The organism is Pantoea sp. X-Soil-ISGK-275 (genome assembly GCF_059730795.1).
The window spans coordinates 131,357-145,164 of record NZ_AP035978.1; the positions used below are offsets into that span (position 1 = coordinate 131,357).

The 13,808-nt window shown below is 56.0% G+C and carries 17 protein-coding genes and 1 pseudogene; 1 reads left to right on the forward strand and 17 read right to left on the reverse strand.

Translation table 11 applies throughout. From position 1 onward, the window contains the following. Window positions 1–365: 365 nt before the first annotated feature. The 4 genes from AC6I8A_RS24145 to mobA form a co-directional block, all read right to left on the reverse strand. Window positions 366–581, reverse strand: a complete 216-nt coding sequence (locus AC6I8A_RS24145; protein WP_497819452.1) for a TraY domain-containing protein — start codon at window positions 579–581, stop codon at window positions 366–368. 187 nt (window positions 582–768) lie between these two features. Continuing rightward, a complete protein-coding gene (locus AC6I8A_RS24150; RefSeq protein ID WP_497819453.1) occupies window positions 769–1,047 on the reverse strand; it encodes a helix-turn-helix transcriptional regulator in 279 nt (92 codons plus the stop codon). Between the two features lie 110 nt (window positions 1,048–1,157). Next, a complete protein-coding gene (traI, locus tag AC6I8A_RS24155) occupies window positions 1,158–3,122 on the reverse strand; it encodes a TraI/MobA(P) family conjugative relaxase (RefSeq protein WP_497819454.1) in 1,965 nt (654 codons plus the stop codon). Continuing rightward, window positions 3,122–3,463 (reverse strand): plasmid mobilization protein MobA, encoded by a 342-nt coding sequence (mobA, locus tag AC6I8A_RS24160; RefSeq protein WP_497819455.1) that lies wholly within the window; start codon window positions 3,461–3,463, stop codon window positions 3,122–3,124. The genes traI and mobA overlap by 1 nt, the downstream gene beginning before the upstream one ends. Window positions 3,464–3,705: 242 nt before the next feature. On the opposite strand from mobA, the gene AC6I8A_RS24165 reads away from it, so the two are divergent. Next, window positions 3,706–4,029, forward strand: coding sequence for a hypothetical protein (locus AC6I8A_RS24165; RefSeq protein WP_497819456.1), 324 nt, complete (start codon window positions 3,706–3,708; stop codon window positions 4,027–4,029). 41 nt (window positions 4,030–4,070) lie between these two features. Here AC6I8A_RS24165 and AC6I8A_RS24170 read toward each other — a convergent pair whose 3' ends face one another. The 13 genes and pseudogenes from AC6I8A_RS24170 to AC6I8A_RS24230 form a co-directional block, all read right to left on the reverse strand. Further along, window positions 4,071–4,418, reverse strand: coding sequence for a DUF5983 family protein (locus tag AC6I8A_RS24170; protein WP_497819457.1), 348 nt, complete (start codon window positions 4,416–4,418; stop codon window positions 4,071–4,073). A 110-nt stretch (window positions 4,419–4,528) separates the two neighbouring features. Next, entirely contained in the window at window positions 4,529–4,945 is a 417-nt protein-coding gene (locus AC6I8A_RS24175) for a hypothetical protein (RefSeq protein WP_497819458.1), read from the reverse strand. Next, window positions 4,942–5,298, reverse strand: a complete 357-nt coding sequence (locus tag AC6I8A_RS24180; protein ID WP_497819459.1) for a hypothetical protein — start codon at window positions 5,296–5,298, stop codon at window positions 4,942–4,944. Before AC6I8A_RS24180 ends, AC6I8A_RS24175 begins: the two co-directional genes overlap by 4 nt. 89 nt (window positions 5,299–5,387) lie before the next feature. Continuing rightward, complete coding sequence (locus AC6I8A_RS24185) at window positions 5,388–5,960, reverse strand: hypothetical protein (protein WP_497819460.1); 573 nt, start codon at window positions 5,958–5,960, stop codon at window positions 5,388–5,390. Further along, the gene (locus tag AC6I8A_RS24190; protein ID WP_222213955.1) at window positions 5,957–6,106 is read right to left on the reverse strand and encodes a succinate dehydrogenase flavoprotein subunit; all 150 of its coding nucleotides are present in this window, start codon (window positions 6,104–6,106) and stop codon (window positions 5,957–5,959) included. The genes AC6I8A_RS24185 and AC6I8A_RS24190 overlap by 4 nt, the downstream gene beginning before the upstream one ends. 375 nt (window positions 6,107–6,481) lie before the next feature. Further along, window positions 6,482–6,730: pseudogene (locus AC6I8A_RS24195) on the reverse strand (DUF905 family protein); the annotation flags it as partial. A gap of 984 nt (window positions 6,731–7,714) precedes the next feature. Then, window positions 7,715–9,397: a DUF4942 domain-containing protein gene (locus AC6I8A_RS24200; protein WP_497819461.1), complete on the reverse strand. Its 1,683-nt coding sequence runs from the start codon at window positions 9,395–9,397 to the stop codon at window positions 7,715–7,717. A gap of 673 nt (window positions 9,398–10,070) precedes the next feature. Then, the gene (locus AC6I8A_RS24205) at window positions 10,071–10,466 is read right to left on the reverse strand and encodes a hypothetical protein (protein ID WP_497819462.1); all 396 of its coding nucleotides are present in this window, start codon (window positions 10,464–10,466) and stop codon (window positions 10,071–10,073) included. A gap of 81 nt (window positions 10,467–10,547) precedes the next feature. Further along, entirely contained in the window at window positions 10,548–10,862 is a 315-nt protein-coding gene (locus tag AC6I8A_RS24210; protein ID WP_058776656.1) for a helix-turn-helix domain-containing protein, read from the reverse strand. Then, window positions 10,855–11,199: a toxin gene (locus AC6I8A_RS24215; protein ID WP_094111544.1), complete on the reverse strand. Its 345-nt coding sequence runs from the start codon at window positions 11,197–11,199 to the stop codon at window positions 10,855–10,857. Before AC6I8A_RS24215 ends, AC6I8A_RS24210 begins: the two co-directional genes overlap by 8 nt. Before the next feature lie 182 nt (window positions 11,200–11,381). Then, entirely contained in the window at window positions 11,382–12,005 is a 624-nt protein-coding gene (locus tag AC6I8A_RS24220) for a plasmid SOS inhibition protein A (protein WP_497819463.1), read from the reverse strand. Further along, window positions 12,002–12,448 carry a conjugation system SOS inhibitor PsiB family protein gene (locus AC6I8A_RS24225; protein ID WP_497819464.1) on the reverse strand — a complete coding sequence of 149 codons (447 nt, stop codon included), beginning with the start codon at window positions 12,446–12,448 and terminating at the stop codon, window positions 12,002–12,004. The genes AC6I8A_RS24220 and AC6I8A_RS24225 overlap by 4 nt, the downstream gene beginning before the upstream one ends. A 95-nt stretch (window positions 12,449–12,543) precedes the next feature. Continuing rightward, on the reverse strand, window positions 12,544–13,185 hold the full coding sequence (locus tag AC6I8A_RS24230; RefSeq protein WP_497819465.1) for a JAB domain-containing protein: 642 nt from the start codon (window positions 13,183–13,185) through the stop codon (window positions 12,544–12,546). Between the last annotated feature and the right edge of the window lie 623 nt (window positions 13,186–13,808).

Sequence of the window (13,808 nt, forward strand, 5' to 3'; positions counted from 1 at the left end):
CGGATCGCGCCGGGGCCTGATGCAGTAAATGCACCGGTCGAACTGGATACATCGAATTTGTACGTAGGGGTATAACGGTTACGCTCCACAATTCCGACTTTGCGCGGTGCCCGCCTGTATAGCCGCACAGTCGTTTCTCAGCGGCTTTACTGTTCTCCCGACGTAGTGCAGGCCATGACGTAGCCTCCGGACATCTTCCGCGCATCGGTAAAGGATGCCGGCAAGAGAGGACCCTGAGGTCGGGAATATAAAAACGGGCACGTTGTTAAAGAGCAGAAGAGTTTTCAGGCAAAACGATGCCCTGCGCAGGCGCGCATAATTTAATAAAAAAGAAGGCCAGCAATTACTCGTGCTGGCTGAAGAAATTATTGAATAGCTTTTTCGCTGTCTTCAGCGGTAAACCGGCGCCCTGGTGTGGCGAGGTCAGTAAACGATTTAAGATGGTCCTCAAGGCGCACAAGCGCCTCTTTAGTATTACTGCGACCAGAACGGTCTGCGGCCTGGCTCAACATAGCGGTCATCTCGGGTGAGAGGCGCAGCAGGACTTGCATTCCTTTTTCTTTATTGATGTGAGCAGGCATCTGTATTCTTCTGTAACCGAGTGTAGGGATCGTGTTAGCAATGTAAGCATTAAATAAGATTGGTCCTAAAAAGAAAACACCCCCTAAAAAGGGGGTTGTTAGTTATCTTATTGATAATAAATAAAAAGCAGCTTAAAAAAGCTGCTTTGACACTAAAAAATCTTTTAATAGTTTAATGCTTATAAAGTTAAAGCAAATTATTGCCATACATAAAGCTTGAAATACTCATCATCACCCGTAATACCACGACACCCCGAAGTAATTTCATGTTACTTGCTCTGAGACGTTTTTGAGCAGCAACCAATGAGTCTTTAACTGTATCAACTGTGACATGACGATACTCTGCTATTTCCTCAGCTGACCAGGATGAAAACACGAGCATACATACATGTGCTGACTGTATTTCGGTCAATTCAGGAAAGAACTTGTTTAGATGAGAAAAATGACTAAGATCCTCGGCAGCCATAGCAGCCTCCTAGACAGGTTGTTAAGGTTAGCTGGTTGTACAGGCTCCTAACCCTGTGCAATCAGCGACTAAATACTTCCGTTTGGCTTATGTCTCTCTTTTTAAACTCCTCATGGTCGTGGTAAATCTCTGTTAACAGGACGAAAATCTTGCTCGTCCCTGTTTTGAGGCTCTGCCTGCTTCAGTTCTGACTGTACATTCTGGCCCCGCAAGCTTTCTTCAGTAGCGCGTACGTTGGCCATCAGTTTCGGATCGCTGACTTTAAACTCGTGCCCGTCACGCTTAGTAATGTTCCGGACTACGCCAGAATACAGCACGCGGTTCACTGCTTTATCCTCTCCTGTCAGCGTCGTATTATCACCGCTGTGCCACGCAGTAATCTCTGCAGCAAGGTCATTGTTAAAACGGTCAGACTTGCTGTCAGCCGCAGCGTAAACCTCAACCCTGTCACCAAAATCGGTAACTGCGGGCTTACCGTCGCGCAGGTAGCTGACCGTTCCGTCACGCAGCAGACGCGTTTCGTGCTCGCTTGATTTAAATGTTGGAACGTTGTCACCCGGGCCATAATGAATGACGGCGTTAGGTTCAGGCCACCCACTGTTCTGCTTACGGGCGGCGCGCTTCTCACGATAAGCCCAGCCACGCATCTGGCTGAGTGCTGCAGCATCCCCTTTCACCGCTTCTCGCTCAACCCATGACTTCCAGCTCAGTGGACGGCCTTCTCCGGTTTCTTTGAGAGTCTGACGCTCCTCACGCAGTTGCAGACGCAGTTCGGCCATCGCCTTCATCTTTTCGAATTCGGCAACGCGGTACATAAGTTTGCGCATCAGGGGATCCCTGACAGTATCGCGGACGTGTGCTTTAGCAACCACGCAGTGTGACGCAATCTGGCGGAAGCGCTCACCCGCACGCAGATCAGGTTTCTCCCAGCCGGTACGATATGCATCATAGCGGGCACGCAGAATATCGCGTGCAACGGCGCGAGCTTCACGACGTTCTCGGCGTGCTTCCTGATCGCGCACGTGTAGCTGCGGCATGTAACAGGTTTGCATATGAAGCATGCCGTCTTCGGGCCTGTCGGGATTGTATACCGGCGGTGCGGGCTGATATTCGCCACAATGTGTGACCATAGTGGTCAGGCTGATGTCCGGATGTACATCTGAAGCTTTAACGCTGACGCCTTCCGGATTCAGCAAATCGTAAACGGCAAGCCCGCCGTTCTGCTCACGCACTCCAAGCCCGCGGGTGTAGAGAACATTGTGGAGGCGATCCCAGCTGAGTTTATCCTGCGCAATCACGTCAGATAATACCTGCCGCGTTTCGCGTATCGCATAGCCATGAAGACTTTCTTTATCGGAAAAAATCTCGCGTTTAGCTGCACCGCGCGGAGCAGAAGGCATGTCGCGTCGGGTACGGTGAAGATCACCGTACTGATCCATATGCCAGCTGCCGTTGTCAACTTTAAAACCAAACTCACGCTCCAGCACGCGGCAGCACTTCTGCAGCGTGTCTGCATCATTCCACATGTTTTGTGCAGCATAGGTCTGCGGATGAACGCGGTTAGCCGACACGTGGCAGTGTACGTTGTCAGTATCACGGTGAATGGCAGCCACGTACTGATGCTCTTCCATACCGAGCTGTTTCAGGCTGTAGCGAACGGAGCGGAAAATCGCGTCCGGTGACGGGTCTTCTTCGCCCTGCCAGGAAAGAATGAAGTGATAAACCGCATCCTTACAGTGACGATTCTGATCAGCTGTCAGGTTCATTTCAGTTGCGGCGGATTCCAGTGACCAGCAGTTGGTTTCACACAGCACTTCACCCGAGAGCACGCGCTGAATGCCCTCGGGTGAAATGCTGACGATTTCGCTCGCGGGTGCGGCACGCTTACGTCCGACGTAGTCAACCAGCTGACCAAATCCGGGCGTAGAAATATATTCTGCTCCCGGAGCATGCTCTGCTGCATCAGGGGATACAACCTCAGCACTTTTCTTTTCCTCGCGCGTGCTCACGTAGCTAACCAGCTTCTTAAAGCTGGTCTTCTTATCGCGGCGCTTTGGCGGGATGATCACGTTCATCAGTCTTTCATGTCCTCAACCGGCACCGGCGTCATGTCCAGCGCGTTAATGGCGTGCTTGATGCTCGTCAGAACTTCCGAGAACTGGTGGCTTAGCTCGGTTGTCATGTTCGCCTGCATCTGGGTATACAGGTGTTTCTGCAGGCCGCCCAGACGTAGCAACTCGTTCATCATACGAATGTCGGTGCGCACGGTAATGCGTCGGTTGAGTGCCGTACGGCGCAGGTACTCAGATGTCGTCAGTCCGGCGGCCAGGGCCTTCTTATTGATGGCCTCAAACTCTGCATCGGTACAGCGGCACTTAACCAGTTTTTCTCTCTGACGCTTTTCGCTTTTCGACATAACTCAACCTTGGCACATTACCCGGGTCTCGGGGCGGAGCCCTGAGCAGGTCGTTTTGGGAATCACTGCCAGCGTGCTGGCGGTGGTCACAAAACATTTCCTGTCCCGTATTTTAATCAACTGTTCGTATTTTGCCACTTAGCTGGTCAGAAGTAAACCGGCGTCATGTGGGGTGATGGGGGTGGAAATGGTGGTAAAAATCCAGCAAAATCGGGTCTTTACCATTTAGAAGGAAAATTGACATGGCGGTACGTAATGTTTTCACTCAGAAGCAGCTTGATGAGGCGCGTGAGAAGCTGGAAAATCTTCCAGATTTGACGCCGCAGCGTATCACCCGCGAAGCAGCACTGGAAAATTTGAAAGACACCATTCTGATGCTGGCGAAAGAGAAAGGCTATACCGTGGCGGATATCAAATCGGCGCTGGATTCTATGGAATTCCGCTTCAGTGAGAAAGCAATTTCCGCAGTGATAAACGAGGGGAATGGAAAGAAAAAGCGCCAGCCTCGTAAGACTGACGCGGCAAAGGAAAAAAACACTCAGCAGGAAATCCAGCCTGCATCATGAATCGATTCCGGCAGAAAACACGATCCTCTGCCGGAATTTTTTTACCCGTTGTGTACAGAAAACCCTTCCAGTATTTCCGCATCTGCATCGAAGTGAATCATCGCAACCTGACCTTGTTCAGTCAGATAAGTGACAACGTGACTGAAGTCATCGGAGATTCCTTTACTCATGAGTTGTGTTATCGCATCGGACCTTGCAGACATACGAATCAGAAATCCGTATGTCGTCAGATGTATCAAGTTATATCCTCCATATTCACCGCTGATGTGACGCGAAAGTGAATCCAGAATGTCAGAATCCTTCCGCGTCATATGGGCATTGCTGATAACTGCACAGCGACATATTTCGGGATCATTTTGCTTAACTAAAGTGTTTTCTTGTGAGGTCATTGTGTATTCCGCCTGAATAGCGGTCCCCGGTGTACTGGAAAATTTCGTATCGAAATCACGCACTAAGCAGGCTTACTATTGCCTGCTCAGGGTGAAGTAAGTTTGTGGACTCAGGTACGCAGAACGGTGTAACCAGTGTCAAAGTCATACACCGCAATTGGATAGCCATCCCGGATGTAAATTTTACGGCCTTCCGGTTCGTCGGTGGGTTCGTCAATGAAGGTCAGAGACTGGAAATCCTGCCCCTGAATACCACCCGGCCCGCAGAAATGGCCGCAGCGGTAGAGGTAGTCAGTCAGATCGCTAAACTGCTCAAGTGTGAGCAATTGATCCGCCTTAGGTTCGCTAGTTTGCAGCGTCTTAACCGCTTCGGAAATTGCGCACTCAATGATGTGATATATCTGCTCATGTTCCTCATGAGTCAGTGGACGGCTAAGGCTGAAGGAAACAGAATCTGCAACCAGTTCGGCGTAGCCGTCATGTGAGCTGGTCATGGCTTCTGTAATCTCTTTGATGGTCATTTTCATTTTTTGCAGTCCCACTGTGCATGTTCATGAGATTCGGCTGCGAAGTGCATCCGGGCAGTTTCCAGCGAGCTGTCGAAAGAGATTGCGCCTTCGTCCGGCCAGCAGTGCGCACACAAGTGCATGATATCGGTCAGAAGGTCAGTGACTGCGGTTTCTGCCGGTTCAGTGCTGTCGCTGATCCCAGTCTGCTCCGCAAAACGTAAAAGTGCGGATGCCGCCAGGCTGACGCGACGTGCGTTGTCGTTAACTTCTTCAGTAGCCTGTGCGCGCTGTGACAGAGCCTGCAAATCAAGGATGGTGAACGCTTCTTCAGAAAGTGAAGCGGTCAGGGTGGTGATGTTTTCAGAATTCATGTTGAACACCTCTGTGACGGTATTACCGACGGGTTTCGAATGGGAAAAACAACGTCATGAGGCCGGTCATTCTCCGGCCTCTCTGCGAATCAGGCGCAGATTTTTCGGTTATAAATCACCTTAAAATCGGTGTATTCCGGGCCGTCCCGCAGCGGCTCCAGCCGCACCACGTTTTCAGCCACGCCGTTCATGGTCAGCACGCGTTCGACGCCTGCGTGCCAGTCCTCCGCCGGGTTCAGCGGAAACCAGAGGTTGTTATTGATCCCGCTCAGCAGCGGATCGCAGCAGACATGGATGCCGCGTCCGTGACGGTTATTGTTGCTTGTCGTCACGACCAGTTCGCCGCGAACCTGACGCGTTAATGATGCTCGCACCAGCTGCGTCACAACGTCGTCCCAGCTCCATTCCGCATCATCAGGCAACGGCAGCTCGATGCAGCGAAGTGACTTGCAGCCTGCGCGCGCCATACTCTGCGCCAGCCCCAGAACGGAAGGTTCACGACTCGCGGCGTCAGCACCTGCGATCCAGTTGCCGTGATGGAAAAAGGCTTCGTCGCCGTTGTCCAAGCGGATAAAGGTGTACTCACCCAGCACGCGGAGGATGTCGTTCTGCGTCACGGGTGCCAGCGCGTAAGGTAAATTCAGGGGCGTTGCGATGCTCATGGCTGCGCCTCCATCAGGTTGTTTACGGTCGTCATAAACTGCTGCCACAGGGCAAAGGGCATCGCGGGGACGTGCGCCAGTTGGCCACTGCGTAGGGCATTTACAAAACTCAGCGCGTGTGCGACGATTTGGGGGTCAAAAATCATAATACTCTCCTAAGGGTCTGGTCTTTGATGAGGCAGCCAGCTCGAACTGGCCGCCGTAATGAAGCAGGGGCTACCCTGCTTTTTTTACGCCTGTACGTTGCTGCCCTGCTCCAGCTCAACGGTCAGCCACTGGCTGGCAGCGAAAAACGCTTTTTCACCCTGAAGTCCGAAATGCGCCAGCGCGATGCGCCCTGCTTCACCCCAGGCTTCCGAAACATCTGCCGGAAGCACAACCGAATCCACTGGCACGCGCTGCACCACGGCCCTGGCCAGATTTCCCAGAATGTGGGCCATAGAGCTCCGGCGCTGCCCCAGCGTCATCGCAACATCATTCAGATCGGTCAGTGCAGTCAGTTGCTCATCCAGGGACTGAGGCACGCCGCGGCTGTTGATGTACTTTCGCAGCCAGTAGCCCGCATCATGTTCAAAGCTGAAAGCCCTCCAGATAAGAGCGCCCGACGGCTCACGCACGACCAGACGGAAATGACTGCCCTGATCGTCTTCAATGAAAACGTTGCTGAAGGCGGCTGTAACGTTTGCAGCCTGTTCGCGCGTAAATGCGCCGTCACCCAGCGCCGCTACGCAGCGCATTTCAGTGGTGGTGCCGTTCTGGGTTGAAGTCATGATGTGCTCCTGTCTGAAATTAATGATCCGGCTGACCGCCGCGCGATGCCCGAAAAGCCCTTCTCTGACGCGGGTTTCTTCTTTCCGGTCTGGCCTTTCGCGGCAAAGGGCAAAGGAGCAACGACGAAGAGAAGGCATAAAGGGGCGACGACAATAAGTTTTTGCGGCCCCTGGCGAAAAGTTTTTGGCGGCGTGCATTTCACCCCTTTCTGCCTGAACCGGCGGTGCTACGACCAGCCCTCCGCGCAAGGGCTGGCCGGAAAGCAGAGGAGCGTCAGAAGGGACGTTTCAGACCGCTACGCGGGCTGGCCTTAAAGGCCCGGCGGGGGTTCGCCGGGACGGTGAAAGCGACGGCGTAGCCGGCAGCAGCCGTTGAACCTGGACATCAGACCGAAACCGCTTGCGGACGAAACCCGCAGGGGTTCGGCGGCGCTTGGCGGCTTGCCGCTTAGCGACGTAGGGCTCGACGACCCGGCTTGCCGGGGAGCCGAAGGGGGCCCACGCTGTTGCTGTTGCTGTTGCTGTTGCTGTTGCTGTTGCTGTTGCTGTTAATAAGATTTTAACGATGACGTGAACAGACCACTGTTCGGGTAGTTACCCGGCCTGATACAGATATTCGCATAATGGACAAACACAGCAGGACGGCCACGGCCGGTGCGACAGCACCGGCTTTTCCCGGCCCGCAGGGCGTACTGTAGATTTTTCTGCGGATTGCACAGGAGCCGGAACGTTCGGGAGCATGCAGCGCGCCACTCATCAGCAGCGCGGCAACGATGCATCCGGAACCCGGGAAGCCCGACCGCGTGTACTTTGCGATTTTTTCAGGCTGCATAATCGCAGCCGGTGAAACCTCGAGGGGGTGTGTGCGTAAAATATCTTTTCACGGTTAATGAAGTCTGGCCTTGTGTCGGGATCACAAAACCGGCCCAGGAATCGGGCCGGTGCTGCATCTGGCAGGGCTTCCCTGCCAGCCTGGCGGGAAAGTTACTCCGGCTTGTAGGCCATCAGGCGCACGACGCTAACCCCGGTTCCCGCAAACATGCCTTCCATCGGTGCGGACCAGCTGCAGTCCCAGCCCGGCAGCAGATCTTTGCGGTTGCTGCCCGCAGGCAGAATCGCTGCCAGTCGGCCGCCCTCCTTCACCAGCGCCGCCGCTGCGTTCAGGTGCGCCACCGCACGCCCCTCGCTGTAGGGGGGATTCATCACCACCACGTCAAAGCGCTGCGGCGTCTCCTGCGACCACGCCAGAAAATCGGTTTCGATCACGTGGTGGCCTTTGGCCTCCAGTACGCGGCAGTGCAGCGGGGAAATCTCTACGCAGGTGGTCTGCGCCTGCGGCATCAGGTCAGCAAGGCCGCCCATGCCCGCGCTCGGCTCCAGGCAGGTTTCACCCTCGCGGATGTCGGCCTCATCAAGCAGCTGCGCGGCGAGCTCGGACGTGGTCGGGTAAAACTGGTGTGTTTTCTGATCCGGCAGCGCACCGCTTAACTGAATATCCTGAATCGCCGTTGTCGGGTCGTAGTCAAACTCGAACCAGGTGAGCGCATTGATATTCATTTTTACGCCTCCGAGACTCATCAGCACTTTTTCCGCTTCGGCGCGCGCGGCCTTGTCTCCTTCCCGGTAGCCCTTAAAGCGACGGTTAAACGGGTTTGTCGTAATGGGTTGGCGCGGTTCGTCCCAGCGGTTAGCCTGAAACGGCGTTGTGCGCTCGATCTCCAGCTCGCTCAGTTCGGCCAGCACGGAGAACGGCAGGAGGTTTGATTGCAGTGCAAAACTTTTCACCTTCGTGCGCGGCTTCTGGCGATGCTCCGCCGGAATGGCCGCCGGGTGCAGGAAGGCCAGAATGTCATTAAGTCGCCAGGCCATGTCCGGGTGAATTTCAAGATGCGCGGTTCCTTTCAGGAAGGCTTTGACGCGCAGCGCACCGCCATCGAGCGTGAGCCATTCACCGGCACGGCTGCGGGCAATCTGCAAAATTTTGTCGGTGGTGCGGTAGCTGGTTGGATCACGCCCCATGAATTTGGCGATCACCTGGCGCAGGTCATCGATGTAACCGGTGCGCTGATAGTTATTGCCGCCCCACTCGTCATAGACGCGTGCCATGATCATGCGTTTGCCGAACCCTTCCGGGCGGTTGGTGACGTGCTCACCAGACAGATTGCGAAAGATGCCGTCCACGCGCTCGGAGAAAAATTTCTCACGGGAAAATAACAGCTCGGAGAGCGTTGATCGCACGGTTGCTTCCTCAAAATCAGGCGCTTTCATTTCGCGGATCTGCTCGTTCCACTCATTGCGGCGATCGTTGGGCATGTACTCATACACGTCCGTCAGGTTTAACGCATCCTGCCAGTACGCCGCATTCAGTGATGCAACAGCCCCCGTGACGTTAAACACATCCCCTACGGAGAAACCATAACCACCCCGGCGGCCGCTCAGGTTGCCGCTGATAAAATGCGCCACCGCTGGCGTGTTTTCGTGGCTGGTCACTACGCGGGCAATTTCCCCGATAATCGCGCGCGTATGCTGATAACGTCCCAGCAAACCATCAATCAGATCGGTCTCAACGGGCGCAAAAAAAGTATCTGAAACTACTTCCCCGGTGGCAGTAAGCGGCGCACGGTCGGCGGTTGAATCAGGGGTAACGCTGGCGAGTGTGTTTTGCATGGCATGGCTCCTTAAATCCGGCTGAGTAAGTGCAGCTCGCGCTGCGGACCCGAAAAAGACCTTCTCTGACGCGGGTTTCTTCTTCCCGGTCTGGCCTTTCGCGGCAAAGGGCAAAGGAGCAACGACGAAGAGAGGGCATAAAGGGGCGACGACAGAAAGTTTTTGCGGCCCCTGGCGAAAAGTTTCTGTCGGCGTGCATTTCACCCCTTTCTGCCTGAACCGGCGGTGCTACGACCAGCCCTCCGCGCAAGGGCTGGCCGGAAAGCAGAGGAGCGTCAGAGGGGACGTTTCAGACCGCCCTGCGGGCTGGCCTTAAAGGCCCGGCGGGGTTCGCCGGGACGGTGAACGCGACGGCGAAGCCGGCAGCTGCCGTTGACCTTTGCCATCAGACCCTAGCCGTCAGGCCCGGAACGCGGTCCTTTGCGGTCCGGCGGAGCTTGCCGGCTTTGCCGGTTAGCGGAGTGGGGCTCGACGACCCGGCTTGCCGGGGAGCCGAAGGGGGCCATGGCCCGTGACGTGCGGGTGTGTATTATTTCAGGAGAGAAATGGCAGAAGCACAACAGCAGGAATAAAGAGAGCAGGACAGAGCGACGTCTGTCTCATATGAGTAAGCGCATGCGACGGAAGAAAGCCGGTGCGTCAGCACAGGTTTTTACCGGCATAGCCGCGAATGTTATCCCTGCGCGCGCGATCTTATGCTGTACAGTGAAACCGCCACAATGGCCGCACCCATTATCATGGACAAAAGCGGCAATAGCTGCCCATGGGATGAAGAGTACAGCATGATGTCAGCGCCTTCCGGTTCGCCCGCCGCCGGGTCAGCCAGCAGGTTCATACCGCCCCAGGCGCAAAGAAATACGCCCCCTGCAGGAACGGTCATCGCAAGAAGTTTCATCACTAACCAGTCACCCGCTGGCTGCGGGTGCTTTGAGGCCAGCAGGCGCGCCAGCACGAAGCACATCGCGTAGCCGCACCAGTATGTCAGGCTGCCTGTCTCGCCCGGCGCCAGGAACTGAAAAGCCAGCGCATAACCCAGGCTTAGCAGGGAACCCAGCATTAAAAAACTCATTATCGTCTCCTCTCGCGCCGCGCGGTCAGGCAGCGCCGATATCGTCTTATGCAGATGCCGGGAATATCGTATGGATCCGCGTTACAGCTGCGCGAGCGTCCGCAGCGTGTCCGGGTTCTGCTGAACCATGCGGATCAGCAGGACGGCCTGAGCGTTAGGCTTAGCTCTGCCCTGCTCCCAGTTCTGATAGGTGGTCTCGCCCGTATGCAGATAGTGTGCGAAAACCGCCTGTGACAGGTTAAGTTTTTCGCGCACGTCGCGCAGCTCCTGCGGCTCGATGGTGACGGGTGCGCGCTTGCTGACCTTGTAAGTCTTGAGCGTGATTTTCCCGTCCTGGTGATCTTTAAGCTCCTGCATGCCCGTCATCAGCTCACTGAAAATGTCACGTTCAGTCATGTCTCAGCCCCTTTTTAATCACGTTAAGCGCCTCCGCCAGGGCGTCGCGCTGCTGTTTGGTCAGATCGTCGCGTTGATCCTTATCGTAGATGGTAAACAGGATGAACTGGCCTTTTTCGTTCGTCCAGTAATAGATAACCCTGATCCCGCCTCGTGTGCCTTTGTTCCGGCGCTCGTCCCTGAACCGGACTTTTCGCAGGCCACCCGTATCCGGGATCACGTCGCCCTTTTCGGGGTCAGCCAGCAACATGTTCTGAAACAGCCTGAACTGATCGTCGTTCAGGTAGTCAGCCCGGTATTTCTGAAAGCTGGAAAGCTCAATAAATGTCGCGTGCATGGTTTTTCCCTGTCCCCAACTAAGGGATATTATATCCCTTAGTTGGGGACGATTCAACGATTATCCCTGACGAAACCCGGTTCAGATATTGCCGCCAGCTTGTTAGGAATGAGCCAGCGGTTCATGTCTTTCTGCGCCCTGTCCATGTGCAGGGACCGCAGGTGAATTTCGCCCGCCACCTCTCAGGCAACGTCTCCGGCGTACGGCTGCAGGGTTTCCAGCCCGTTCAGTGACGGAAAGCGCCTCGCCCACGCGGCGATCATGTTCTTCAGGTCGTTTTCCGGGACGTCGTCACACCAGGCGGAAAACCAGCCGCGCAGCGTTTCCGGCGTACGGAAGGCGAGCTCTGTTTCAGCCTGCCTGATACGGTTCTCCAGCTGGCGCTCCCGGTAGTCCTCTGCCTGCCTCTCGCGCCGCCCCGCATGGCTTACGGTCTTCATAGCGGCGTGTTTTGCGCGCTCCGCGCGGCGAAAAACGGCCTCCGGAAACAGGACGGTTGCCAGCTCGCCCGGCAGCGGCAGCGGGCAAACCTCGCCCGCCGTGCTGAGGAAGATATCCAGCGCGCCTTCCCACTCGGGCAGCGGCGCGCGTTTTTCGCGCGGACGGAGGTAAATGCCCCGTATGCGGTTCAGCGTCTGGACGCTGACGCGGCTCCTGCCGCTCAGTTGCTTCATAAACGCGGCGGCCCAGGGATGGCGGGCCAGCCGCGTCCCCCGCTGCTGTGCGTGCTCAACCGCCGCGATTGCCTGCAGCGCGGCCTGACGTTCCGGCAGCAGGGTGACCAGTGAGTGTGATTTCGGGATCATGCGGCGTGCCCTCCCATCCGCAGCGCGGCGATCAGCTCACCGGCGCCGGTGAAGCCTGCCCGCGTGTACTCTGCGATTTTTTCAAGCTTTACGCACAGCGCCGCAGGGTCAAAGCGATAGCTGACGCTGAGAGGAACACGCGACCGTGTGCGGACATCTGTCAGCACTGCGCACCACAGCGGCGAATCTTCCGACGGGCTGACCAGCTCAACGGCAAGCCCGGACAGATCGGCTCGGGTCAGCCGCAGGTGAACCGGGTGTGCCCCGCCCCACTCGCCGCGCATTTCGCAGTCAGTCTGCCAGCTTTCGGGCACCTGCAGCGCGTTCATCACGGCACCGCTCATGCGCTGGCGAAACGCCTCGCCCCGGTGGCGGTAGGCTTCAAAATCGCAGCCGGTAAAGCTCTGGAGGGTGTTAAGCGTAAATTTTTCTTCTTGAGTCATGGGATTCAGCTCTGTCTCAGGGGCATGGAGCCGGCCCGGGTATCGGGCCGGAAGAGGGGCTGGCAGGGCAAACCTGCAAGCCTGGTTGCAACGGTTTACCCGTTGAGTTGTCCCCGCTCAGCCAGTGAAACAGTCTCGTTTCCTGCCACAATGATATGGTCAATGAATCGCACAGCGACCAGCTCAAGGACCTTTTGCAAGCGTCCGGTTATAGCAATGTCTGCCTTGGACGGCTCTTTGTTAAACGAGGGGTGATTGTGGCTCACCACAACCGCCGCCGCGTTCAGCTGCAGCGCCCTGTACACCACCTCCCGGGGATGAACCTCTACGCTTGAAACAGACCCCTGAAACATCTCTTCATAGGCAAGCAGCTGATGCTGGTTATTCAGAAAAGCGACTGCAAAAATTTCACGCTCGCGACCGGCAAGTTTTGCTCTGAAAAACGCCTCAGAGACCTCTGGTGAGGCAAAAAAGGTCCCGGTAGGGTAGCGATGATCGATAGCGCGCGCGGCTTCCTCCAGGATCTGGCTCTCCGTGGCCATCACGTAATTTCCCTGGGCATCACGAATCTGAAGGCGGGTGAAAAACCGGACGTTATCACTGACGCTTTCCAGGCGAGGCCCGGGTGCTTCAGGTGCGGTGTTTTCAGGGTTTTGCGCGTTATGACAGGGCATCATTTCAACCGGCGCACGGTCGGCGGTTGAATCAGGGGTAACGCTGACGAGTGTGTTTTGCATGGCATGGCTCCTTAAATCCGGCTGAGTAGGTGCAGCTCGCGCTGCGGACCCGAAAAAGCCCTTCTCTGACGCGGGTTTTATCTTTCCGGTCTGGCCTTTCGCGGCGAGGGCCGAGTAGCAACGACGAAGAGAGGGCATAAAGGGGCGGAGGCAAAAAGTTTTTGTGTCCCTTCCGCAAAAAGTTTTTGACGGAGTGCATTTCACCCCTTTTTGAACGAACCGGCGGTGCTACGAAAAGCCCTCAGCGAAAGACCAGGACGGAATGCCGTAAAAGCCGTCAGTGACCGCCCGGCGGTCCGCCCTGAAGCCCCGGAGGCCTTTTCCGGGGCGGTTAACGCACCGGCGCAAGCCGGTTGCAGCCGTTGACCTTCGCCATCAGACCGAAACCGCCTGCGGCCGAAACCCGCAGGGGTTCGGTGGCGCTTAGCGGCTTGCCGCTTAGCGACGTAGGGCTTGACGACCCGGCTTGCCGGGGAGCCGAAGGTGGAGCCATGCCCTTTAAGTGGATTTTTAATTTTTATAGCTGCCCGCAATCGCTCTCCGGCTCCGGCTGAAGGCATGCGTTTCTGTGCAGTTTCTGAGACTGACGGCGGAAAAAAAACGGCAGCTCAAGGCAATAAATA

Bases quoted from the DNA above. Each gene is read 5' to 3' on its own strand.
- AC6I8A_RS24200 (WP_497819461.1), bottom strand. From the start codon at position 9,397: ATGCAAAACACACTCGCCAGCGTTACCCCTGATTCAACCGCCGACCGT.
- AC6I8A_RS24190 (WP_222213955.1), bottom strand. From the start codon at position 6,106: ATGATTTTTGACCCCCAAATCGTCGCACACGCGCTGAGTTTTGTAAAT.
- AC6I8A_RS24180 (WP_497819459.1), bottom strand. From the start codon at position 5,298: ATGAATTCTGAAAACATCACCACCCTGACCGCTTCACTTTCTGAAGAA.
- AC6I8A_RS24210 (WP_058776656.1), bottom strand. From the start codon at position 10,862: ATGACTGAACGTGACATTTTCAGTGAGCTGATGACGGGCATGCAGGAG.
- traI (WP_497819454.1), bottom strand. From the start codon at position 3,122: ATGAACGTGATCATCCCGCCAAAGCGCCGCGATAAGAAGACCAGCTTT.
- AC6I8A_RS24185 (WP_497819460.1), bottom strand. From the start codon at position 5,960: ATGAGCATCGCAACGCCCCTGAATTTACCTTACGCGCTGGCACCCGTG.
- mobA (WP_497819455.1), bottom strand. From the start codon at position 3,463: ATGTCGAAAAGCGAAAAGCGTCAGAGAGAAAAACTGGTTAAGTGCCGC.
- AC6I8A_RS24145 (WP_497819452.1), bottom strand. From the start codon at position 581: ATGCCTGCTCACATCAATAAAGAAAAAGGAATGCAAGTCCTGCTGCGC.
- AC6I8A_RS24230 (WP_497819465.1), bottom strand. From the start codon at position 13,185: ATGCAAAACACACTCGTCAGCGTTACCCCTGATTCAACCGCCGACCGT.
- AC6I8A_RS24150 (WP_497819453.1), bottom strand. From the start codon at position 1,047: ATGGCTGCCGAGGATCTTAGTCATTTTTCTCATCTAAACAAGTTCTTT.
- AC6I8A_RS24170 (WP_497819457.1), bottom strand. From the start codon at position 4,418: ATGACCTCACAAGAAAACACTTTAGTTAAGCAAAATGATCCCGAAATA.
- AC6I8A_RS24215 (WP_094111544.1), bottom strand. From the start codon at position 11,199: ATGCACGCGACATTTATTGAGCTTTCCAGCTTTCAGAAATACCGGGCT.
- AC6I8A_RS24220 (WP_497819463.1), bottom strand. From the start codon at position 12,005: ATGATCCCGAAATCACACTCACTGGTCACCCTGCTGCCGGAACGTCAG.
- AC6I8A_RS24175 (WP_497819458.1), bottom strand. From the start codon at position 4,945: ATGAAAATGACCATCAAAGAGATTACAGAAGCCATGACCAGCTCACAT.
- AC6I8A_RS24225 (WP_497819464.1), bottom strand. From the start codon at position 12,448: ATGACTCAAGAAGAAAAATTTACGCTTAACACCCTCCAGAGCTTTACC.
- AC6I8A_RS24205 (WP_497819462.1), bottom strand. From the start codon at position 10,466: ATGAGTTTTTTAATGCTGGGTTCCCTGCTAAGCCTGGGTTATGCGCTG.
- AC6I8A_RS24165 (WP_497819456.1), top strand. From the start codon at position 3,706: ATGGCGGTACGTAATGTTTTCACTCAGAAGCAGCTTGATGAGGCGCGT.